The organism is Chryseobacterium sp. JJR-5R (assembly GCF_034047335.1).
Lineage (GTDB): Bacteria > Bacteroidota > Bacteroidia > Flavobacteriales > Weeksellaceae > Chryseobacterium.
In genome coordinates this window covers 1997649-2020995 of record NZ_CP139137.1, presented here as the reverse complement: position 1 = coordinate 2020995, position 23347 = coordinate 1997649, and the positions used below count along the sequence as shown (strand labels likewise).

Annotated in this window: 17 protein-coding genes; 10 read left to right on the top strand and 7 right to left on the bottom strand. The window is 42.4% G+C overall.

The window, feature by feature from the left end; translation table 11 throughout:
• Positions 1–17: 17 nt before the first annotated feature.
• The 6 genes from SD427_RS09085 to glgB form a co-directional block, all read right to left on the bottom strand.
• Positions 18–2834, bottom strand: coding sequence for a 2-oxoglutarate dehydrogenase E1 component (locus tag SD427_RS09085; RefSeq protein WP_320560957.1), 2817 nt, complete (start codon positions 2832–2834; stop codon positions 18–20).
• A gap of 133 nt (positions 2835–2967) precedes the next feature.
• Positions 2968–4008: an SRPBCC domain-containing protein gene (locus SD427_RS09080; RefSeq protein WP_320560956.1), complete on the bottom strand. Its 1041-nt coding sequence runs from the start codon at positions 4006–4008 to the stop codon at positions 2968–2970.
• Between the two features lie 69 nt (positions 4009–4077).
• Positions 4078–5346 (bottom strand): glucose-1-phosphate adenylyltransferase, encoded by a 1269-nt coding sequence (locus SD427_RS09075; RefSeq protein WP_320560955.1) that lies wholly within the window; start codon positions 5344–5346, stop codon positions 4078–4080.
• 38 nt (positions 5347–5384) lie between these two features.
• Positions 5385–5810 (bottom strand): hypothetical protein, encoded by a 426-nt coding sequence (locus SD427_RS09070; RefSeq protein WP_320560954.1) that lies wholly within the window; start codon positions 5808–5810, stop codon positions 5385–5387.
• An 8-nt stretch (positions 5811–5818) separates the two neighbouring features.
• Positions 5819–7225, bottom strand: coding sequence for a glycogen/starch synthase (locus SD427_RS09065; RefSeq protein WP_320560953.1), 1407 nt, complete (start codon positions 7223–7225; stop codon positions 5819–5821).
• A 9-nt stretch (positions 7226–7234) separates the two neighbouring features.
• Positions 7235–9181: a 1,4-alpha-glucan branching protein GlgB gene (glgB, locus tag SD427_RS09060; protein WP_320560952.1), complete on the bottom strand. Its 1947-nt coding sequence runs from the start codon at positions 9179–9181 to the stop codon at positions 7235–7237.
• Positions 9182–9392: 211 nt separating this feature from the next.
• Between glgB and SD427_RS09055 the strand changes: the two genes are divergently transcribed.
• From SD427_RS09055 to SD427_RS09020, 8 genes are all read left to right on the top strand, one after another.
• Positions 9393–10514, top strand: coding sequence for an alpha/beta hydrolase-fold protein (locus SD427_RS09055; protein WP_320560951.1), 1122 nt, complete (start codon positions 9393–9395; stop codon positions 10512–10514).
• 5 nt (positions 10515–10519) lie between these two features.
• A complete protein-coding gene (locus SD427_RS09050; RefSeq protein WP_320560950.1) occupies positions 10520–11935 on the top strand; it encodes a leucyl aminopeptidase family protein in 1416 nt (471 codons plus the stop codon).
• 141 nt (positions 11936–12076) lie between these two features.
• Positions 12077–13288, top strand: a complete 1212-nt coding sequence (locus tag SD427_RS09045; RefSeq protein ID WP_320560949.1) for an ATPase — start codon at positions 12077–12079, stop codon at positions 13286–13288.
• Between the two features lie 314 nt (positions 13289–13602).
• Positions 13603–14316 carry an alpha/beta hydrolase-fold protein gene (locus SD427_RS09040; RefSeq protein ID WP_320560948.1) on the top strand — a complete coding sequence of 238 codons (714 nt, stop codon included), beginning with the start codon at positions 13603–13605 and terminating at the stop codon, positions 14314–14316.
• Between the two features lie 41 nt (positions 14317–14357).
• The gene (locus SD427_RS09035; RefSeq protein WP_320560947.1) at positions 14358–15311 is read left to right on the top strand and encodes a hypothetical protein; all 954 of its coding nucleotides are present in this window, start codon (positions 14358–14360) and stop codon (positions 15309–15311) included.
• A gap of 25 nt (positions 15312–15336) precedes the next feature.
• The gene (locus tag SD427_RS09030) at positions 15337–16455 is read left to right on the top strand and encodes a carboxylate-amine ligase (protein WP_320560946.1); all 1119 of its coding nucleotides are present in this window, start codon (positions 15337–15339) and stop codon (positions 16453–16455) included.
• A 36-nt stretch (positions 16456–16491) separates the two neighbouring features.
• Positions 16492–17325 (top strand): glutamine amidotransferase-related protein, encoded by an 834-nt coding sequence (locus SD427_RS09025; protein ID WP_320560945.1) that lies wholly within the window; start codon positions 16492–16494, stop codon positions 17323–17325.
• A 33-nt stretch (positions 17326–17358) separates the two neighbouring features.
• Positions 17359–18543, top strand: a complete 1185-nt coding sequence (locus SD427_RS09020) for a hypothetical protein (protein WP_320560944.1) — start codon at positions 17359–17361, stop codon at positions 18541–18543.
• A gap of 100 nt (positions 18544–18643) precedes the next feature.
• On the opposite strand, the gene cphA is transcribed toward SD427_RS09020, so the two are convergent.
• Complete coding sequence (gene cphA, locus SD427_RS09015; protein ID WP_320560943.1) at positions 18644–21271, bottom strand: cyanophycin synthetase; 2628 nt, start codon at positions 21269–21271, stop codon at positions 18644–18646.
• A 201-nt stretch (positions 21272–21472) separates the two neighbouring features.
• On the opposite strand from cphA, the gene SD427_RS09010 reads away from it, so the two are divergent.
• Complete coding sequence (locus SD427_RS09010; protein ID WP_320561037.1) at positions 21473–22360, top strand: cyanophycinase; 888 nt, start codon at positions 21473–21475, stop codon at positions 22358–22360.
• Positions 22361–22449: 89 nt separating this feature from the next.
• Positions 22450–23292: an isoaspartyl peptidase/L-asparaginase gene (locus SD427_RS09005; RefSeq protein ID WP_320560942.1), complete on the top strand. Its 843-nt coding sequence runs from the start codon at positions 22450–22452 to the stop codon at positions 23290–23292.
• Positions 23293–23347: the final 55 nt, after the last annotated feature.

Here is a 23347-nt window from a genome sequence, read left to right as displayed (position 1 = left end):
ATTGATTATTATTTAAATTAAGCTGTTACAGGTCTTTTTGCCGGAGCATCGTCTCTGTCAAATACCCTGTTGATTACCAGGTTCTGGTTCTTTTCAAACATTTTATGGCTTCCCGGAGCCGGGGCACCGCTTGGAACCGGAGCTATTACCTGAATTCCGGTATCTCTGAAGTTCCTTAAGATATAAGACCAGGCGCCCATGTTTTCCGGTTCTTCCTGAGCCCAGACGATGGATGTTTTGTTTCCGTATTTGCTGAATACCGCTTCAATGGCATCTGCCTGAAGAGGATACAGCTGCTCGAATCTTACCAAGGCAACATTTTCAGCATTCAGTTCTTCTTTTTTAGCAAGCAGTTCAAAATACAGCTTACCTGAACAGAGAACCAGTTTTTCCACTTTCTCAGGATCTGCAGTAGGATCGTCTAAAATTGGCTGGAACCCTTTGTCTGAGAAATCTTCAAGCGGGGAAACCACTTTCGGATGTCTCAACAGGGATTTCGGGCTCATTACGATCAGCGGTTTTCTGAAAGGCCATTTCAGCTGTCTTCTCAACAGGTGGAAATAGTTGGCCGGCGATGTAATATTTGCCACCACCATGTTTTCATTGGCACAAAGGGTAAGGAACCTTTCCAGTCTGGCTGAAGAGTGTTCTGCACCCTGCCCTTCCGATCCGTGAGGCAACAACATCACCAGTCCGTCCTGGATCTTCCATTTCTCCTCTGCTGCGGCCAGGTACTGGTCTACAATAATCTGGGCACCATTAACGAAATCCCCAAACTGAGCTTCCCAAATGGTAAGTGTATTCGGAGAAGCCATTGCATAGCCGTAATCAAAGCCTAATACACCATATTCGGAAAGGTGGGAATTGAAAATATCAAACCGGCTTTCGGAAACCTGTCGTAACGGGACGTATTCTTCTTCGGTATCCTCTGTTTTTATTACCGCATGCCTGTGGGAGAATGTTCCTCTCTCCACATCTTCACCGGAAATTCTTATGTTGTGGCCTTCAGTAAGCAGGGTGGCATAGGCCAGCCATTCTCCCAAAGCCCAGTCTAGAGAATTCCCTTCGATTGCTTTGATCCTGTTTTCAAAAAGCCTGGTAATTTTATTGATGAATTTTTTATCAGAAGGAAGTGTCGACATTTTAATCGCCAGTTCTTTTAGTTTTTCCAGGTCGTATTTCGTATCAACAGCTTCCTGAACGGCACCTCTTTTTGCAATCGGGTATTTCGTCCAGTCTTCGGACATGAAAACATCCATTATGTTTTTCTCGATTTCTTTGGAGGCATCAAAATCCTTATCCAGAAGCCCTTTGAAATCAGCTTCCATTTTAGCAATAACGTCATTTGAAGTTATGCTGTCTTTAAGAAGCCTGTCTTTATAAATTTCTCTCGGGTTCGGGTGTTTTGAAATCAGTTTGTATAAATTAGGCTGCGTGAACCTCGGCTCATCCCCTTCATTGTGACCGTATTTTCTGTATCCCAGTAAATCAATATATACGTCTTTACCGAACTTAGCCCTGAAATCTGCAGCAAAATGGATCGCGTGGACCACTGCTTCCGCATCATCTGCGTTTACGTGCATTACAGGAGATTCCGTTACTTTGGCAATATCTGTACAATAAGTCGAAGATCTCGCATCCGCATAATTGGTGGTAAAAGAAACCTGGTTGTTGACTACTATATGAACCGTACCTCCGGTTTTGTAACCTTCCAGCGTCATCATCTGGGCCACTTCGTAAGCAATTCCCTGTCCGGCAATAGCACCGTCCCCGTGGATGACAATCGGTAATATTTTAGAGTAATCTCCTTTGTATTTGTTATCTACCTTCGCACGGCAGATCCCTTCCACAAGGGCTGCCACTGTTTCAAGGTGAGACGGGTTTGGCGTTAAATTGATGGAAACTTCTTCGCCGGAAGCGGTTTTAACCGTTTTGGATGAACCCAGGTGGTATTTCACATCACCGGAAAAGACATCTTCTTCAAATTCCTTTCCTTCAAATTCAGAGAAAATCTGCTTGTACGATTTACCGAAAATATTGGATAACACATTCAGCCTTCCTCTGTGGGCCATTCCCAGCACCACTTCATCAACACCCAGCTGTGAAGATTTTGAGATCAGCTGGTCCAAAGCCGGGATCAATGTTTCACCTCCTTCCAGAGAGAATCTCTTCTGCCCTACGAATTTTGTATGAAGGTAATTTTCAAATGCTACCGCCTGGTTTAATTTTAACAGGATTTCTGTTTTTTCGTTGGCTGAAAGACTGGGATGGTTCTCATTAACCTGAATCCATTTTTTAATAAAATCTTTCTCTTCAACGTTATTGATGTGCATGTACTCTACACCGATAGAATCACAATAAATATTTTCAAGGTGCTTGATAAGCTCCTGCAAAGTGGCAGGCTCTTTCATCCCTGTTTCAAGAGCGCAGTTGAATTTTGTCTGAAGATCCGCGCTACTCAGGCCGAAATTTTCAATGTCCAGTGTTGGGGTATAGTGCCTTCTTTCTCTTACAGGGTTGGTTTGTGTAAACAGATGGCCTCTGCTCCTGTATGCTTCAATAAGGTTTACCACCCTGAATTCTTTCTTGATATGCTCCGGTACTTCGCCACCGGTAGCGGCCTGGGAAATTTGCTGTGCTGCAGGCGCAGGAGCTGCAGAAGTCTGAATATACTGTATATCATCATCATCCCCATAGTTCTCCAACGCAAAATCAAAGCCCTGAAAAAAGGCCTTCCATGATGGTTCTAAAGAGTCCGGGAACTTTAAATATTGTTGGTATAAATCCTCAATTAACTGAGAATGAGCTGCGTTTAGGAATGAAAATCTGTCCATTATTACAGTTTATCTTTTATTAAAATTTGTTAGTAGAATTAATCTTCAAATTTAATAAAAAAAACCGAGGTAGAACAGCCTTTAAACTATTAAAAAACCATAAAAGATTTATTCCGGAAGAATTCCGGGAGATTTACTTAAATACTGATAATGAGAGCTTCATATTGACCTGCTGATCTTCTACCGGGCGTTCAAGGAAAGTCTGGCGGATGTCATTAAACCGCATTTCATCTTTTTTGGCTTTCTGGATTAACTGCTGCAGCGCTTTTACCCTTGCCTCATAACTACCTTTGTAGTACATTACATAATTCCGGGTAGGATTCTGCGTCCTGAAACTGAAGTTATTGTCCGTTATGCCAAACTTTTTGGATAAAGGGACCCCAAGGAAATACGATACTTCCTTGTCTTTGTAATTATCCGCATCCGTAATCAGCACAGGAAAACCGAATTCATCATCTTTTTTGCCCAGATCCATCGTCGTATAAGTATACATTTTATTATAATTCATTACGATATTCCGGTACAGTGCGTCTTTCTTATTAGAGGTACTGACGTTGATCCCGAGCAACAGTTTTTCTTCTTCGTTCTCAACCATGATGCTGTCATATTTTATTGCTGCCATCTGGTTGTCTTTCTCTACTTTATTTCCCAAGGAATTTTTAAGGTTTGCCATGCTTTTATCAATATTTTCGGCAAACCGGTCTTCAGTCCAGAAGTTTCCGACCCGTTTTAAAACTGATAATTTGGGGGTATGTACAATCCATGTGATTTTGGTTTTTTCCGCAGAAACCGCTTTAAATTTCACATCCACCAGGGTAGGACTTTCATTGCGGTCTTCGAAAAGCTGGTATCTCAGGGTTTTATTGGGGTTTTCATAACGGATAAACATTTCGCCATCGGTCTCTTTTTTCGGATCAGTATAGCTGATGGAACTTCCCTGGCCTTCATAAGGCGTATAGTAATCGATATCGATGGTAGGGGAACCGGTGAAGAAATTATTCCATCGGGTAAAGTTCTGGAGGTTGTTGAACTGGCTGAAAACTTTCTCAACGGGATAATCAATTTCCTTTTCTACCCTGAAATCCTTGCTTTCATCCACAAAATAATACATCGAAGCCGTATAAGCCCCGATCATCAACACTATCAGTACCGCTATGATCTTAAAAAAACGCATCGTACAAATGTAATACAAATAACAAAAGTGACCAATATATTGATCACTTCTGCGGTATGTTTGTTTAAATTATCCAATGTGGGTACCGTGGTTGAGATACGCCCCTTTTTTCACTACAATAATGCCATCCTGCACCGAATGCGTTCCGTAATCGCCGTCTTTGAGATGCTTGCCGCCGATGATCCTGACATTGTCACCGATGTGGCAGTTTTTATCCAAAATCGCTTTTTCGATATAACAGTACTTTCCGATCCCCATATTGGGACGTCCTTCCCTGTCATTACTCACAATTTCAAGGGTGTCCTGATAAAAATCCGCACCCATCACATAGGAATTTACGATGGTACTTCCCTTATCTACTCTCGTTCTGTTACCGATCACTGAATTTTCAATTTTATCAGCCATAATGATGCATCCGTCCCCGAAAACCGCCTTACTTACATAAGACCCATTTATTTTGGAAGGAGGAAGCATCCTAGCTCTGGTATAAATAGGCGAAGCGGAAAACAGATTGAACTGCGGGAAGTCCTGGCAAAGATCCAGGTTGGCCTCGTAGAATGACTCAATAGTTCCTATGTCTGTCCAGTACCCTTCATACTGATAACTTAATGTAGTATATTTCCCAATTGAATTGGGAATAATATCTTTCCCGAAATCGTCCCCGGCTCCGTCCTCAAACATTTTTTTCAGGATCGTTTTCGTAAAGATATAGATCCCCATGGAAGCAAGGTATTCTTTTCCCGCATGTTTATTTTCTTCTGATACTTCAGACTGCAGGCCGTTTAGCATATCATAACCGGGCTTTTCAACAAAAGAAGTGATATTGCCTTCATCATCGGAACTTAAGATTCCGAAACCTGTTGCATCCTTGGCATTGACGGGAATGGTAGCAATGGTTACGTCACCGCCTTTTTCAATATGGAAATCAAGCATTTCTTTGAAGTCCATCTGATACAGCTGGTCACCGGAAAGAATCAAGATATACTCATAATCATATTTTTCAAGATGCTTCATCGACTGTCTTACGGCATCGGCTGTTCCCTGATACCAGCTTTCATTTTCCACGTTCTGCTCTGCTGCCAGGATATCCACGAAACCTTTGCTGAAAATGTCAAAATGATAGGAATTCTTGATGTGTGAATTTAATGACGCTGAGTTAAACTGCGTCAGAACAAGGATTTTATTCATCCCCGAGTTGAGGCAGTTGGAAATAGGAATATCTACCAGACGGTATTTGCCTGCAATTGGCACGGCCGGTTTTGATCTCGTATACGTTAAAGGAAAAAGCCTAGTTCCTCTGCCACCCCCTAAAACAATGGATATAACATTGCGGTTCATAAATTATGCTGTGTTTTTATATTTGAGTTAATATTAATTTATTTTAGTGTATCCGTTTTTATTTTTTCCGTTTTCCTGCCCGATGATTCCAACCGGTCTATCCTGTTTTGAACTTTAGACTTATCTTTGTAAAGATTATCCAATCTGGCTTTGCGGCGGATTATTTTTTCTTCATGATCTGTTGTCTGTCCGTACCCGGCTTTTTCTTCTGCAATTTCTGCGTTTATCTTCTTTATCCGTTCTTCGATCCTCGACAGTTGGTTATAACTCATTTTTAACCGCATTTCAGAATCAGAAGAATAATTCCTGTAACTGGATTCAATAAAACGGTTAAGCCGCTGCTGTTCATTCACTGCTGCCTGCCGGTTATGCAATACCGTCATCGGCATATTGTTCTGGGCACCGATCCCAATGGGAACGGCAAACATTAAACCAAACACCCCTATACAGGATATATTTTTCATGATTTTGTCTAACTGTTGTATAAAGCGATATATTTCTCCGCTGACTTTTCCCAGGCAAAGTCAAAACCCATATTGGCATGGACAAGATTTTCCATCATTCCTTTCTGGTTATAGAGCATTAAAGCCCTGCTTATTGCATGGATAATGTCATCTACTCCGGGATACGTAAAGTTGATGCCTGCGCCTCCTGTTGAAATGTCCTGCACCGTATCTCTCAGGCCCCCCGTATAGGAAACAATCGGAACTGTGCCGTATTTCATGGCGTACATCTGGTTCAGTCCGCACGGCTCAACCCTTGACGGCATGAGTAAGAAATCTGCCGAAGCATAAATCTGATGGGAAAGATGTTCTTTGTAGCCTAAATCCAAAGCAAAGTTGGTGTAGGTATAATCGTATTCTTTCAGCTTATTTTCTATGTAGGAATTTCCGGAACCCAGGATCATGATATTCAAGCCTCCGAAACTTTGTTTAATGCTTCTCGAAACAATATCAGGCAGTAAATCAGCTCCTTTCTCCGTAGCAAACCTCCCGATAAAAGCAAATAAGGGAAGTTCCGGCCTTAAGCCATATGCCTTGCAAAGGTTTTTCTTGTTTTTCTTTTTCTGTACAACCGCATTTTTAGGATTAAAATTAAAATCCAGCATCGGGTCGGTTTCAGGGTTCCATACTTCCGCATCAATCCCGTTGATAATTCCGTATGCCTTTCCGGATTCGTAACGCACCAGGCTTTCCAATCCCCTGAAGGTAGTAAAAAGTTCTTCAAGGTATCCCTGGGAAACTGTTGTAAAACTGTGTGCACATTTGATCATGCTCGCCAAAGGGTTGATCAGCCCGTTCCAGTCCAGCAGTCCCCATCGGTACCGGTCAAATCCAGGCATATAATCCGCCATTTCCCAGCTCATCATTCCCTGGTATTCACCGTTGTGGATGGTCCCGATTGTTTTAACACCTTTCAGGAAAGAAAATTCAGGGCAGTTTTCAACCATAAAGGGTACAAGTGCCGTGTGGTAATCATGGCAGTGCAAAACATCGGGACGGATCTGCATCGCGCTCAGCCAGTGCAGTACGCCGTGCTGAAAACCCAGGAACTGGAAATTTTCATCCTGGTATCCATATGGGTTATCTCTGTCCAGCAATCCCGGAATCCTGACCAGATACAGCTCAAATCCCAAGGTATCGGATTTCTCTTTCAATACCTGAACCTGAAGCATATTAGGCCCCTGATGGATAAAACCGTCAAAAACGATATCAAATTCATGATCTGAGACAAAAGGCTTATTGTACCACGGCATTACCACCTTGGCATCAATTCCGTTAATTTTATTCTGATATTTAGGCAAAGCCCCTACTACATCGGCTAATCCCCCCACTTTTGCAACCGGATAACATTCCGTGCTTAGATGATATATGATCATTGTTCTGCTTTATCTTTTGCGTTTATTAATTCTGCTCTGTGTGTATTTTTTGCCTTTTTTCTTTAAAATCATGCCTGAAAGCGGAGACAGCTTTATGCTGATTGATTTCGGATATCCTTTATACGCTTCGGGCTGTTCACCAAAAATATCCGGCTTTACACCACTTCCCGCATATTTTTCATCATCTGAATTAAAGACGACTTCCCACCGGCTTCCGGCTTCCACTCCAATTTTATAATCTAAAACCCGCGGTGTTAAGTTAAGGATAACCATAAAAACGTCATCTTTATTTTTCCCTTTTCTCAAGTAGATATACACTGAATTTTCCTGATCGTCAGCTTCCACCCATTCAAAACCGCTGCTGTCAAACTGGTTTTCATAAAAAGCGGCTTCGTTTCTGTAGAGGTGGTTCAGGTCTTTAACCAGGGCCTGCAGGCCCTTATGCACAGGATACTGCAGCACATGCCAGTCCAGGCTGCGGGTAAAGTTCCATTCCCCGGTCTGCCCGAACTCATCTCCCATGAATAAAAGCTTGGCACCGGGATGCGTGAACATGTAAACATACAGGGCCCGGAGATTCGCAAATTTCTGCCATTCGTCGCCAGGCATTTTATAGATCATACTTGCTTTTCCGTGCACCACTTCATCGTGGGACAGAGGCATCATATAATTTTCATTATACATATACATCGAAGCAAAGGTGAGCTTATGGTGGTAAAATTTCCTTTCTGCCGGATCTTTTTTAAAATAATCCAATGTGTCATGCATCCAGCCCATCATCCATTTCATTCCGAAACCTACGCCGCCGTCATGAACAGGCTTGGTCAGCATCGGGAAATCCGAGCTTTCCTCTGCAATGGTGATGATATGGTCTCCGAACTCTTTATAAACCGCTTTATTGAAATCCTGTAGAAACGCTTTGGCTTCAAGGTTTACATTATCTCCGTATATGTTGGGCTCCCACTCGCCTTCTTTTCTTGAATAATCGAGGTGGAGCATCGAGGTTACCGCATCCACACGCAAACCGTCTGCATGGTACCTGTCCAGCCAGAACATCGCATTGGAAACAAGAAAGGATTTTACTTCATTTCTTCCGTAGTTGAAAATATAGGATTTCCAGTCGGGATGAAAGCCCTTTCTGGGATCTTCATGCTCATACAGGAAAGAACCGTCAAACCGGTGCAGCCCGTTGGCATCACCCGGAAAATGGGACGGAACCCAGTCTAAAATTACCCCGATTTCATTCCGGTGGAGCTCGTTAATCAGATACATCAGATCCTGCGGGGACCCGAAGCGTGATGTTGCGGCAAAAAAACCGGTAATCTGGTAGCCCCAGCTGGGGTCATACGGATATTCCATGACCGGCATAAATTCTACATGGGAAAACCCCATTTCTTTGAGGTAAGGAACTAATTTTTCCGCAATCTGGCGGTAGCTCAGGAAACGCTCAGGGTGATCATGACTTCTCATCCACGAACCCAGGTGAACTTCATAGACGGAAACAGGCGATTTCAGGCTGTTGTTTTTCCAGCGGTTTTCCATCCATTCCTTGTCGTCCCATTCATACCAGGTGGTGGAGACCAGTGAGGCAGCCTGGAGGCTCTGCTCCCAGCTCAATGCATAAGGGTCGCTTTTCTCAAGAATTTCCCCCAGGGCAGTTTCTATCGCGTACTTGTACAGCGTCCCCCAGGTTAAACCCGCAATAAACCCTTCCCAGATGCCGGATTTGTCCCATCTCGGAAACAGGATATGCTCCTGAGCGTCCCAGCTGTTGAAATTCCCAATCACCGAAACTTTCTTCGCATTGGGAGCCCACACGGAAAAATAAACTCCCTTTACGCCGTCTTTTTCAACGGAATATGCCCCGAATTTTTCATAGAGTTTGTAATGACTGCCTTTCTTGAAAAGGTAAATATCATGATCCGTAAAAAGTGTATGTGTCTTAACCGAATTCATTACGGCTTGATTTAATTTTATATTTTCTGAAAGTACCAAAACAAACAGCAGTGCGTGTTAATTATTAATGAAGTTATTATTATATTAACCGCACACTATGATTTGTATTGATCAAATATATTAATTTTTAATCACCTTTTAAGGCTTTAATGGTAATGAGATTTAAAAGTTTTTTTTATAAATTTAGCACTCAGAATTTTAAACACGCATGATGAGGTTTGAACTTTATACGGAAGCGAATGATGACAGAGCGATCTTTATTACAGGAAATTTCAACAACTGGAACCCTAAGGATTACCGCTTTCAGCTTAAGCAGTCAGACGCCCGGAATTATTATATTGAAATTGACCCGCAGGTTTTGCCGGATCATATCGAATATAAGTTTGCCAAAGGCGGTTGGGAAAATGTGGAACTGGATTCCTACGGGAACATTACCCCCAACAGAAAAGCATCAAAATATGCAGGGAAAACTGCGGATAAAGTAGAAAACTGGAGATTTAACTGGGGGCCTTTCAAAAAGGAATTTTTCCCGATTGCAGAAATTATCTCGGAAGCGTTTTATATTCCGCAGCTGGAGCGTTCGCGCAAAGTATGGGCGCTTTTGCCTTATGATTATTATGTTTCGGATAAAAATTATCCCGTGCTGTACCTTCAGGATGCCCAGAACCTTTTTAATGAAGGGAGCGGGTACGGCAACTGGGAAATCGACAAAAAGCTTTCTATTCTTGCAGAATACGGCCGCGGGGACATTATCATTATTGCCATAGAACACGGCAGCGAGGAAAGGGTCAAAGAATACATCTTCGATAATGATCATGTGGCCAACGGTTCGGAAGGGAAAAAGTACATCCGTTTTATTACCGATACCTTAAAACCTTTTGTAGACCAGAACTACCGTACCAAAAGAGACCGTGAGAACACGGGCATCGGGGGAAGCTCCCTGGGTGCCCTGATCAGTATTTACAGCGGGTTTCTCTATCCTGAAGTCTATTCCAAATTATTGATTTTTTCACCGTCTCTCTGGGTAGAGCCGAACAACAACTTTCCGATGATGAATTTCAGGACTCCTTTCAGTACTAAAATCTACCTCTACGGCGGCGAACAGGAGGGTTCCAAAATGGTGAAAAGGATCCAGGTCTTTGAGCAGTACCTCAAACGGTGGGAAAAGAAAAACCTGTTTGATTTTGAATTCCGTACGAACATCAATCCTGAAGGCACCCACAGTGAATTTTACTGGTCCCAGGAATTCCCAAGGGCCATCGAATGGCTTTTTTACAACAATACAGAAAATCCGGTGGAAGTAAAGCCCCATCAGCAAAGCATTAAAAATTAACAGGCATGAAACTCATCAATAAAAAAAATAAATCCTATACTCAGATCTTCCATATATTTACTGAAGAAGAATGGATAAAGACCGGGAAAAATTTCAATAAAAATATTTCCACGTTCTTCACCGGCAGGAAAAATGAAGTTTTCATCCATACCCATGAAGAAGGCATTGCCTATTTCATCGGTATCGGGACATCTACGCTTCAGAATTTTGAAATCCAGCAGGTGGCTGTTAAGTTTTCGCAAGCTCAGAAAAAAAACCTGCAGGAAGTACCTACCCTTGTGGTAGCAGATTTCATGAACGAAAAGCAGTTTGAGGAACTCGTTAAAGGCCTGCTGAACGGAACTTACCATTATCCATTCGAAAAAGACCATGCATTCTGGAATGCAAAATTTGAGCTTCATTTTGAAAATCTGAGTCAGAAAAAATTAGATCATATCAGCCGGAAAACCGAAGCTTTAAGCAACGGGCAGACGGCCTGCCAGGAATGGCTGAACAAACCTGCCAACTTTAAGAAACCTGATATCCTGAGTGCCTACCTTAAAAATTTTGCAAAAAAGCACGATTTAAAATATACGATTTTTAACAGGAGAAAATGCGAGGAACTGGGCCTGGGTGCTTATCTCGCCGTTAACCAGGGAAGTGCTTACGATGCTGCGTTCACCATTCTGGAATACAGGACAACCGTTAAAAATGCCACCACTTTCGGTCTTGTCGGGAAATGTGTTTTGTTTGATACCGGCGGGGTTTCTTTAAAAAATCCGGATAACATGCATTACATGAAATCCGATATGGGCGGGGCAACAGCGGTTTTAGGAACACTTATTTATGCCGCGGAAATGCAGCTGCCGGTAAATATCATTGCTGTTCTGCCCATAACAGACAATGCCGTTTCTGAAAAAGCCTTCCTTCCGAGTGATGTCGTTACCGCCTATAACGGCAAAACGATTGAAGTTCTGAACACCGATGCAGAAGGCAGGATGGTTCTGGCAGATGCACTCTCCTACCTGGTAAAAAACTATAAGACAGACTTCCTGATTGACCTTGCCACGCTTACCGGGAGTTCAGTAAGAATGTTCGGGGATACCTGCGGGGCACTGTTTTCCAACAGTGACGAACTGAAGGACCTCCTGATCAGAACCGGCGACAAAACCAACCAGAGGCTGTGGAACCTGCCGCTTTGGAACATCTGGAAAGATGACATCCAGTCTGATGTTGCCGATCTTAAAAATATTTCCATGAAACCGATCGGAGACTGTATTGTAGCGGCAAAATTTCTTGAGCAGTTTACAGAAGACCATCCCAGATGGGCACATCTCGATATTGCAGGTGTTGCATTCGGTACTGTAGGATATGCAAAAGAGAAAGCGGCAACCGGATTCGGAGTCCAGTTACTGGCAGATTTAATCGAAAATTATCACTAAAAATTAGTTTATTAAAAAAAATCTCTGTATACTTGATAGAGGAATTCTCAAATACCTATTGTATTTTGCATTTCAATGGTAAGTGTTTAATTAAAAAACACTTTTATTTTTGAAAATTCACCAAAAGCTAATAAACATTATATGGAGAAAAAAACGATAGTATGTATTTCGTGCTATTACAAGGGTTATGACTTCATGGATGAAATGAATAAACTCGGTAATACCGTTATCTTAATAACTTCAGAAAACCTTAAAGATAAAAACTGGCCATGGCATGCTATTGATGAAATTTTCTACATGCCTGAAATAAAACCTTCCGTGTGGAACCTGGATCACCTTGTACAAGGCTTTTCCCACCTGATGCAGACCAGAAAAGTGGATGCGGTAATTGCACTTGACGATTACGATGTGGAAAAAGCGGCCCTCATCAGGGAAACTTTCCGGATCCCGGGAATGGGACAGACCACGCACCGTTATTTCCGGGATAAACTGGCAATGAGGCAGAAAGCAAAAGATTCGGGAATCAATGTCCCTGAGTTTACGGCAGTTTTCAATAATGATGAGGTAAACGATTTTGCAGATACAGTTCCTGCTCCATGGGTACTGAAACCGCGTTCGGAAGCATCCGCTTCAGGAATTAAAAAACTGAACTCCAAGGAAGACCTCTGGGATGCCCTGAGACATCTGGGAGAAGACAGGCATCTGTTTTTGCTGGAAAGCTTTAAGCCCGGGGATGTGTACCATGTAGACAGCCTTACTTTTAATAAAGAAATTGTTTTTACATCCGCTTCAAAATATCTCGCCCCGCCTATGGAAGTTTCGCATGAAGGCGGCGTATTCAGGACAAAAACGCTGGGAAAATCATCCGGTGAATACAAAGCGCTTAAAGAAGCCAACACCAAAGTACTTTCCAGTTTCGGACTGATGAACGGGGCCACACATACAGAGTTCATCCGCAGCAAAGAAGACGGCACTTATTACTTCCTGGAGACTTCTTCAAGAGTCGGAGGCGCGCATATTCCTGATCTGGTGGAAGCCTCAAGCAATATTAACATCTGGCGGGAATGGGCAAAAATAGAAAATGCTTTACTCAGGGAAAAAAAATATAAAATCCCGAAATCCACCGCTTATTACTCAGGATTAATCATCGCTCTGATCAAAGATAAAGAGGCAGATTACCGTCAGTTTGAATGCAAGGAGGCCGTAAAATTCCTGCCGATCGAACATCACGCAGGAATCGTATACAAATCAAAAAGCGCTCAGATCATTCAAGAACGCCTGGATAAAGCTGCGGAAAAGATCCATTCGGAAATGCTCAGCATCCTTCCTCCGAAAAGCAAACCCAGTTCATAATTTCAATGAACAGAGACATTAATATTAAGGAAATTATTGATTTTATAAAATTTAAGCTACCTGAAGAATCGGATTTAATAAGTAAATTAGAACCAATTAAATCTGAAAAGTAGGAAAGCAAAGCTTATTACAAATTTGTTGATTCCACAAATGCAAATCAGCCTGGTTCAGAATGGCAATTTAAAGAAAATATTGTTTTAGAACATCCAAGACCTAAAACGATTGTATTAGATATTGTTAAAAACGGCTAACCAGGAGGAATTGAATTTATTAAATTCATATAATTTCAAAAGTATCATTCAAAATAAAAAAAAATGCCGCAGATAGAACATACGGATTATTATTCAAACATTTTAGGAACCAGCCTTAAAGTTGAGGTAACGGGACATTACGGTCATCCAATCATTATGTTCCCCACTTCTCAGGGGCAATATACACAGAACCATGATTTCCATCTCAACGGAAGTATCAACTGGTTTGTAGAACAGGGAAAAGTGAAGCTGTATAACATCCAGACCATCGATAGCTGGAGCTTTTACGATGAAAACATTTCTCCGCAGCAGAGAATCCGTAATTATGAAAAATATGTACAGTTTCTGATCAGGGAATTCATCCCTTACATACAAAAGCTCCACAAGACGCACCGGGTCGCCGTGGCAGGTGCAAGTTTCGGCGGGTATCATGCTGCCAATTTCGCCTTCAGATTTCCGGATGTCGTTTCGCATTTATTCTGCCTTTCAGGAGCTTTCAGCATCCGGAATTTCATGGACGGGTATTCTGATGACCTGGTTTACTTCAACTGCCCGAAAGAATTTGTGAAAAATGACGAGGCCTGGAAATACAGGCATATGCATATTGTATTAAGCACTTCAGACCAGGATATCTGTAAAGACAAAAATATCGAAATGGCAGAAGTCTTAACGGCAAGAGGAATTGATTTCTGGTATGACGAAAGAAGATGGATCAACCACGACTGGCCGTTGTGGCGCATGGTTTTCCCTACTTTCATCGGAACATTCTTTTCGTAAAAAATTATAATCAAACATAAAATATTAAAAAACATTCAGTTATGGCAAAAAAGGTTGGAATTCTATTCGGTATGGAAGATACGTTTCCCTGGGCTTTTATCGATAAAGTAAATGAACTGGGAGGCGGAGAAATCATTGCCGAACCGGTAACTATTGATAAGCTGGAACAGGGAGAAGATTACGGGTATGCAGTCATTATCGACAGGATTTCCCAGGATGTCCCTTTTTACAGGGCTTATCTTAAAAATGCAGCATTGAACGGGACCTATGTCATCAATAATCCGTTCTGGTGGAGCGCAGATGAAAAATTTTTCAACAATGCTTTAATGTCCAAGCTCGGAATCCCGCTTCCGAAAACGGTATTGCTGCCTTCACATGAAAGGCCGACCAATACTTCGGAAACCTCTTTCAGAAACCTGAAGTTCCCTCACGACTGGGATTATATTTTCGATTATGTAGGGTTCCCGGCTTATATGAAGCCCCATGACGGCGGCGGCTGGAGAAATGTCTACCGTGTGGAAAGCCCGGAAGACCTGTGGAATAAATTAGGTGAGACAGAGCAGCTCGTTATGATGGTGCAGGAAGAAATCATTTTTGAGGATTATTACCGGGTGTACTGCTTAGGCAAAAAATATGTACACATCATGCCTTACGAACCGAGAAATGAACCGCATTTACGATATGCAACCACGCATAAGACAAAAGGTAAGAAACGGGAAAAGCTGTTGAAAACCATCCATGATTACACTGTTAAAATGAATGAGGCGCTTGGCTATGATTTCAATACCGTTGAATTTGCGGTAAAAGACGGGATTCCGTATGCCATCGACTTCTGTAACCCGGCTCCGGATGCCGACAGAAATGCAGTAGGTGAAGAGAATTTCGCATGGATTGTAGAACATGCTGCGAAACTGGCTGTTGAAAAAGCGAAAGAATATGTTCCCGGAAAACCGAATATTTCCTGGGGAACTTTTGTGAAGGATTCTGTACAATAAGAACATACAATTAAAAGCACAAACCATGCATCAGTTTACGATCGGAATTGAAGAAGAATATCAAATTATTGATGTTGAAAGCAGGGATCTGGTATCTCATGTTTCAAAGATCATTGAAGGCGGGAAAGCCGTTTTAAGTGAAAACCTGAAACATGAGATGCATGAGTCCATGATTGAAATGGAAACGGGCATCTGCCAGAATATTCAGGAGGCCAAAACGGAACTGACCAACCTGCGAAGACACCTGATCAGGACGGCCCATGAACAGGGCCTCCGGGTTTCCGGCGGCGGGACGCATCCTTTTTCAAACTGGGAGCATAATACGATTACCAACGGGGAACGCTACAACAAAATTGTAGACGACATGGGCGATGTGGCCCGCGGAAACCTTATTTTCGGGCTTCATGTCCACATCGGGATCCCCAACCGTGAAGAAGGGGTAAGAATTCAGAATGTCATGCGTTATTTTCTTCCGCATGTCTATGCATTATCCACGAATTCCCCTTTCTGGATCGGAAGAAATACAGGCTTCAAATCCTACCGACAGGAAATTTTCGTAAAGTTCCCGAGAACAGGGATCCCGAGCTTCTTCAACTCCCTGGCTGAATTTGACAGTTATGTAGACCTTTTGGTAAAAACGGGAACCATTGATAATGCCAAGAAAATCTGGTGGGATCTGAGGGTTCACCCGTTCTACCCTACCATTGAGTTCAGAATCTGTGATATGCCGCTGAGGATTGATGAAACCGTCTGCATGGCTGCCATTATGCAGAGCCTGGTAGCCAAGATTTATAAGCTTCACCAACAGAACTTAAGCTTCAGGAGCTACCGCAGGTTACTGCTGAATGAAAATAAATGGAGGGCTTCGAAAAGCGGAATTGAAGCCCATCTCATTGATTTCGGCAAGGAAGAATCTGTGCCTTATCCGGATCTGCTGAAAGAACTGCTTGAGTTTATCGATGATGTGGTAGATGACCTTGGATGCAGGGAAGAAGTGGAATATGCCTGGAAAATCCTGGAACACGGTACCGGTGCAGACCGTCAGCTCAGGGTTTTGAAGGAAACAGGAGAACTGACGAAAGTAGTGGATTACATGATTTCAGAAACAGAGTACGGCATAACACATAACGAAAATGCATGGTAACATTTTGATTAATTTTGTAAAAATATAAGGTTTGGTATGAAGGATATTCGAATGGCTTTGCTGGACATGAACAACAACCGTGTCAATCAGGGCTTTAAAAACATAACAGAGATTTCAGAAGCATTTAAGGAAAACTGCAGTGAAAACGTGACAGTCAGTACCTTTGATGTGCGTTTTAAAAATGAGATCCCTGATATTCATGATTTTGATATATTCATATCTTCAGGAGGCCCGGGAGACCCTCACAGGGAAGGCCTGGAATGGGAAGACCGGTTTTCTGATTTTCTGGATCAGATTTTTGAACACAATGCTTCCCATGCATCCAAAAAATATCTCTTTCTGATCTGCCACTCCTTCCAGTTGGCCAGCATCCACTGGAAACTGGGGAATATCCGCAAAAGAAAGTCATATTCATTCGGCGTAATGCCGGTTCATAAAACCGAAGACGGCAGGCAGGAATTTTTATTCGGAAACCTTCCGGACCCTTTTTATGCTGTGGATTCAAGAGCCTACCAGTTTATTGAACCTGACCATTTGCGTATTGAAGCGCTGGGAATGAAAATCGTCGGCATCGAAAAATTCCGTCCGCATATTCATCTTGAAAGGGCCGTAATGGCCATCCGTTTTTCAGAAGAGATTTTCGGCACCCAGTTTCATCCTGAAGCCAACCCTGCGGGAATGATCGAAAACCTGAAAGATGAAAAAAACAAACAGGCGATGATTGACAGCTTCGGTATGGAAAAATACCTTGAAACCGTTGATCGGATCGATGATCCTGACAAGATCCTTTTAACCCAGGCTCAGATTATTCCTGGATTTCTACAGTTTGCAAAAGAAAATATCCTGAAACAAGCTGGAACGATGGTTTAAAAGCATTTTAAAATTAAAATCACAAAGAAAAGTATGATCCCGAAATACAGAAAGCAGTTCAACCAGGAATTCTCACAGGAAAAATATGATCAGGTAAAAGCAATCCTCAAGCAGAAAAGCGGTCTGGAACCGGCCTTCAGGATTTCCGAAAGCCCGATGTTCCTGACCAAAGAATTCAAATCAAAATTACTGGATGCCAGCGACAGTATTATTGACCAGATCAGATCCCTGCCTAAAGAAACGTTGCAGAGAGCAGTCCCTGATAACTGCCGGGTACCGGATGATACGGATCAGCCTCATTTTTTTACGATTGATTTCGGGATCTGCAGAAATGAAAACGGAGACATCGAGCCCCAGTTGATTGAGCTGCAGGCGTTCCCTTCATTATATGCCTTCCAGGAAATTTTTGAAGATACATTCTGTGACGTGTACCCCTTTCTGTCGGAGATCCGCAATGAGATGCCCCACGAACAGTTCAGAAATTATATCAAGGAACTGATTATCGGAGAAGAAAAGTCCGAGCATGTGATTCTCTTGGAAATTTATCCTGAAAAGCAGAAAACAGTCATCGACTTCCTCTTAACTGAGAAACTGCTGGGAATAAAAACCGTCTGCCTTACCCGGATAAAAAAAGAAGGCAGAAAGCTGTTTTATGAAAATGACGGTAAATTAACTGAGATCAAACGAATTTACAACCGTGTGATTTTTGATGAACTAGACCGGATCCCTGATCTTAAAACCGAGTTTGATTTCCGTGAAGAAGTAGACATAACCTGGGTGACCCATCCAAACTGGTTCTTTAAAATCTCTAAATTTTTACTGCCGTTTTTAAAACATCAGTTTGTGCCGAAAAGTTATTTCCTTCATGAATTCCCGGACGGTGAAAACCTTGAAGATTTTGTCCTTAAACCGCTGTTCTCATTTGCCGGAAGCGGAGTCAATTTACATCCGACCAAAGAAATTACCGATGCTATTGAAGATCAGCAAAATTATATTCTACAGAGGAAAGTAACCTATGAACCTGTTTTTGAAGATATTAACGGATCATTTTCAAAAGCGGAAATCCGCCTGCTTTACATCTGGAGGGAGCAAGATGAACGTCCTATTTTACTGCAAAATCTCGGGAGAATGACGAAAGCCGATATGGTGAATGTGGATTTCAATAAAAAAGATGCCATCTGGATCGGCAGTTCCAATGCATTTTTTGCAGAGGAATAGTCCCTGATTGATTTATTCAACAATAAAAATCCTTTCAGCGTTTAAATGCTGAAAGGATTTTATATTTTTTTATCTTATTGTTTATATTACAGATTACGGCTTACGCCTTGTCTTCTTCCAGCAATTCCTTTGTCTGGTACTCCTGTACAAGCTCGATCGCATTTGAAATCACATCGCTCAGGGCTGTAATGAAAGTCCCTTCTTCTGCCATTCCCATCGCATGCTTCAGAGCATCGATTTCTTTGGGAATAGTTTCATAGCTGACGTTTCTTCCTGAAGACTGCATTCCCTCAATAATCAGTCCGTTAATTTCATCTTCCGTTCTTCCGCGAAGATGCTTTTCGTTTCTGATGATAATATGGTCAAACATCCTGCCGGCAATTTTCCCGCATTCTTTGATGTCACCGTCGCGACGGTCTCCCACTCCGGAAATAATCCCTATTTTCTTTGTGGACTCAACATTTTTAAGGTAATCTTCAATGGCCTTGTAGCCTGAAGGGTTATGTGCAAAATCGATCAGTACTTTAAAATTCTTGAATTTAAAAACATTCAGCCTTCCCGGGGTCAGCTGTGCGCTTGGAATAAAAGTACGCAGGGAATTCGAAATATCTTCAATTCCGAAGCCGTAGAGGTAGCAGGATAAACTTGCGGCCAGCACATTTTCTATCATAAATTTAGCTTTCCCCTCCATTGTAATCGGGAAATCTTTGGCCTTCCCGATCCTGATCTTCCAGTCTCCTTTTTTGATCGTTACAAAACCTTCCTCATATACACAGGTAATTTTGCCTTCTTTTGCAAACTTCTGGATGTAGGGATTATTTTCATCCATGCTGAAAATAGCTACCTGGCTGTCCAGGTCATTTACAATTTTCATGGAATATTCATTGTCCGCATTCAGGATGCTCCAGCCGTTTTTCTTTACACTGTCGAGAACCACTCTTTTCACCCGTGTCAGGTCTTTCAGGTTGTGGATGTCATTCAATCCGAGGTGATCTTCTTCAATGTTTGTTAAAACACCGATATCACATTGCGAAAAACCGAGCCCGGAGCGTAAGATTCCGCCTCTGGCTGTTTCCAGAACGGCAAATTCCACCGTAGGGTCCTTCAGAATGAATTCAGCAGACATCGGGCCTGTAGTATCGCCTCTGGTAAGCATGGTATTCTGGATATAAATCCCGTCCGACGTGGTAAAACCTACCCTGTAGCCGTTGCTTTTAACGATATGTGAAATTAGCCTTGTAGTGGTTGTTTTCCCGTTGGTACCTGTCACAGCGATAATCGGGATGGTAAAAGGTTTTCCCTGAGGATACAACATATCAACAACGGGTGCAGCTACGTTTCTAGGTAATCCTTCGCTCGGTGCAAGATGCATTCTGAATCCTGGAGCAGCATTGACTTCAATAATGGCTCCTCCGCTTTCTTTTAAAGGCTGCGTAAGGTTTTGTGCCATAATATCGATTCCACATACATCCAGACCGATGATTTTTGAAATCCTTTCAGCCATGGTAATATTCTCAGGGTGCACCATATCCGTTACGTCAATGGAAGTTCCGCCTGTAGAAAGATTGGCTGTTGATTTCAGGTATACCACTTCCCCTCTCTGTGGGATGGTTTCCAAGTTATAATGAAGCTTTTCAAGAAGCTCCGTAGTATCTTTATCAACCTGGATTTCGGTTAAAACATTTTCATGCCCATAACCTCTTCGGGTGTCTTTATTTTCTTTTTCAATCAGCTGCTGAATATTCATCTCGCCGTCCCCTACCACATGGGCAGGCACTCGTCTGGCCGCAGCGACCATTTTATTGTTGATGACCAGTACCCGGAAGTCATAGCCTGTAATATATTTTTCAACAATTACTTTCTGGGAAAACTGCTGAGCATGTTCAAGGCCCACTTTTGCCGCTTCCCAGTCATTGACATTGATGGAAGAGCCCTTTCCGTGGTTCCCGTCCAGCGGCTTTATCACAACCGGATAGCCTATGGCCCTTACGACGCTGTCCAGGCCTTCTTCGTCCATAATCAGGTCGCCTGTCGGCACGGGGATCGCGGCATCATGGAGCATTCTTTTGGTTAATTCTTTATTGCATGCAATATCTACTGCAATAGAGCTTGTTTTACCGGTAATTGTGGCCTGAAAACGTTGCTGGTTTACACCGTATCCCAGCTGGACAAGAGAATTTTTACCTAAACGGATCCATGGTATCTTACGGGAAACCGCTTCCTGTACGATACTTCCTGTAGAAGGGCCCAGGCGGACTTTTTCGCGGATTTCCTTTAAGGTTTGGATACAGGCATTTAAATCATATTCTTCACCTTTAATTAAAGCTTCTGAAATTTTCACTGCTTCTTCCGCTGCATAGATTCCTGCATTTTCTTCGATATAATTAAATACAACATTGTAAACGCCCGGCGTCCTTGTTTCACGCGTCCTTCCGAAACCTACTTCCATACCGGCCAGCGTCTGTATTTCCAATGCAATATGCTCAATAACATGCCCCATCCAGGTTCCTGTTTCCACGCGGTGGAAAAAACCGCCTTCGCAGCCTTCGGAACATCGGTGGCTGTATAATGAAGGCATCAGTTTTTCAATCCTTTCCCTGAAGCCGTCTATCTTATTGGTGGGGAAATTTTCCAGCTCTTCGAGATCCAGCCTCATCTGTATCAGCTTCTTTCTTCTGATACTCCATATATTAGGGCCGCGCAATGCCTGTATTTTCTCAATTTTCATAGTCTATTTGCATTTTTAATAGTTAACGATAAGTCCATCAGAAATCAAAGATAATGCAAAACCCTAAATGAAACCATACCATGATTAAACATTTATAAAAAATAAATTAAAAATTAAAGTAATTCTAAAATCCTCAAAACCGAATTAAACCTGCTGTGGATTTTTTCACCTCTTAATTATTTTCTAACTTTGCACTCTATGATGAAACCTGTTGGAAAATTAATTGTTATCGGTGGCGCTGTCAACAAAGGCAGTTTTGCTGAAACCGATTTTGATCAGAATATAGAAAAAAACCTGAATTTCTTTGAAAGGGGAATACTCCGAAAAATCATTAATGAATCTAAGCTTAAGGAAAATTCTGTTATTGAAGTTATTACAACGGCCTCACAGATCCCTCAGATTGTAGGCTCGGAATATAAGAAGGCATTTGAGTTTTTAGGTGCCAAGAATGTTAATGTCCTGGATATCCACAACCGTGAAGAAGCCAATTCTGACGCTATTGTGGCCCGGGCCAATGCTGCGGATGTTGTGATGTTTACGGGAGGAGACCAGTTGAGGCTGACGTCTATTTTAGGCGGGACCCGGTTTCACGACACGATCTTATTAAAATACCAGGAACAGGATTTTATCTATTCCGGGACTTCTGCCGGTGCCGCGGCGGCTTCCGAAAATATGATTTATCAGGGAAGCAGTTCAGAATCGCTTTTGAAAGGGGAAATCAAAACCACTCAGGGTTTGGGACTGATCGATAATGTTATTATTGATACCCACTTTGTGCAGCGGGGAAGAATCGGCAGGCTTTTTCAGGCAGTTGTAAACAATCCGAGAACGCTGGGCATCGGTCTGGGAGAAGATACAGGGCTTTTTATCCATAACGATGTGATGACTGCGGTTGGTTCCGGACTGGTAATCCTTGTGGACGGGCGGTTTATTAAAGACACCAACCTTACGAACATCAACCTGGGCGAACCCATTTCCATTGATAACTTAACGGTTCATGTAATGTCTATGAATGATCATTATGACTTAACCACGAAAACGTTAACCATTGAAAATTCCCAGTATAACCCGATTCCGCAGGATCTTTGACTTTAATTCCTGAAAATAAATCAGAGATTATCTCAAGAATCATGATCTGTTCTCTTACTAACATCAATATTACCAATCCATTAATACCTATGAAAATAATCATCCACGGCGGGTTTTTCTCGGAAAGCGACCAAAGCCACGAAGTGAAAACTGCCAAACAGAATTCTTTAAAAGAGATTGTGCAGAATGCGTTCGAATATCTGCAGAGCAATTCTGCAGTGGACACGGTTGCTTATGCCGTTTCACTACTGGAAAATAATGAACTGTACAATGCCGGCACAGGTTCCCAGATCCAAGGCGATGGGATCATCCGGATGAGTGCAGCGGTAATGAATGGTGAGACCCAGAAAATGAGCGGCGTTATTAATATCCAGGATGTAAAAAACCCGGTTTTTGTCGCCCGGGAACTGATGCAGGAAGATGACCGTATCCTGGGAGGCAGCGGAGCAAAAAAATATGCTTCCGAGCATGGCTTCGAAAATTTTTCCACTGAAATCCCGAAAAGACGGGAAGAATATGAAGAAAAACTGAAAAACGGAGGAAAAGGGACTGTAGGCTGTGTAGCCATTGACAAAGACGGAAAATTAGCTGCCGCTACATCTACCGGGGGAAAAGGCTTTGAGCTTCCGGGAAGAATTTCAGATTCTGCTACGGTAGCCGGAAACTATGCCAATTCATCCTGTGCGGTAAGCTGTACCGGAGTCGGGGAAGATATCGTAAGCAATGCAACAGCTGCAAAAATTGTAACACGGGTAACTGACGGACTGTCCCTGGAAGATGCATTTATAAAAACTTTTGATGAATTAAAAACCATTGATGGTTTTGCCGGTGCAATTGCCGTTGACAACAAAGGTAATATTTACCATCAGGATTCCCATCCTACCATGGTTTTCGCAAGTTTTGACGGAGAGAACTGCGAAGTATTTAATTAACTTTAACATTATTTTATAAGTCGTTTGTTTTTTTTGGCACACATTTTACATGATT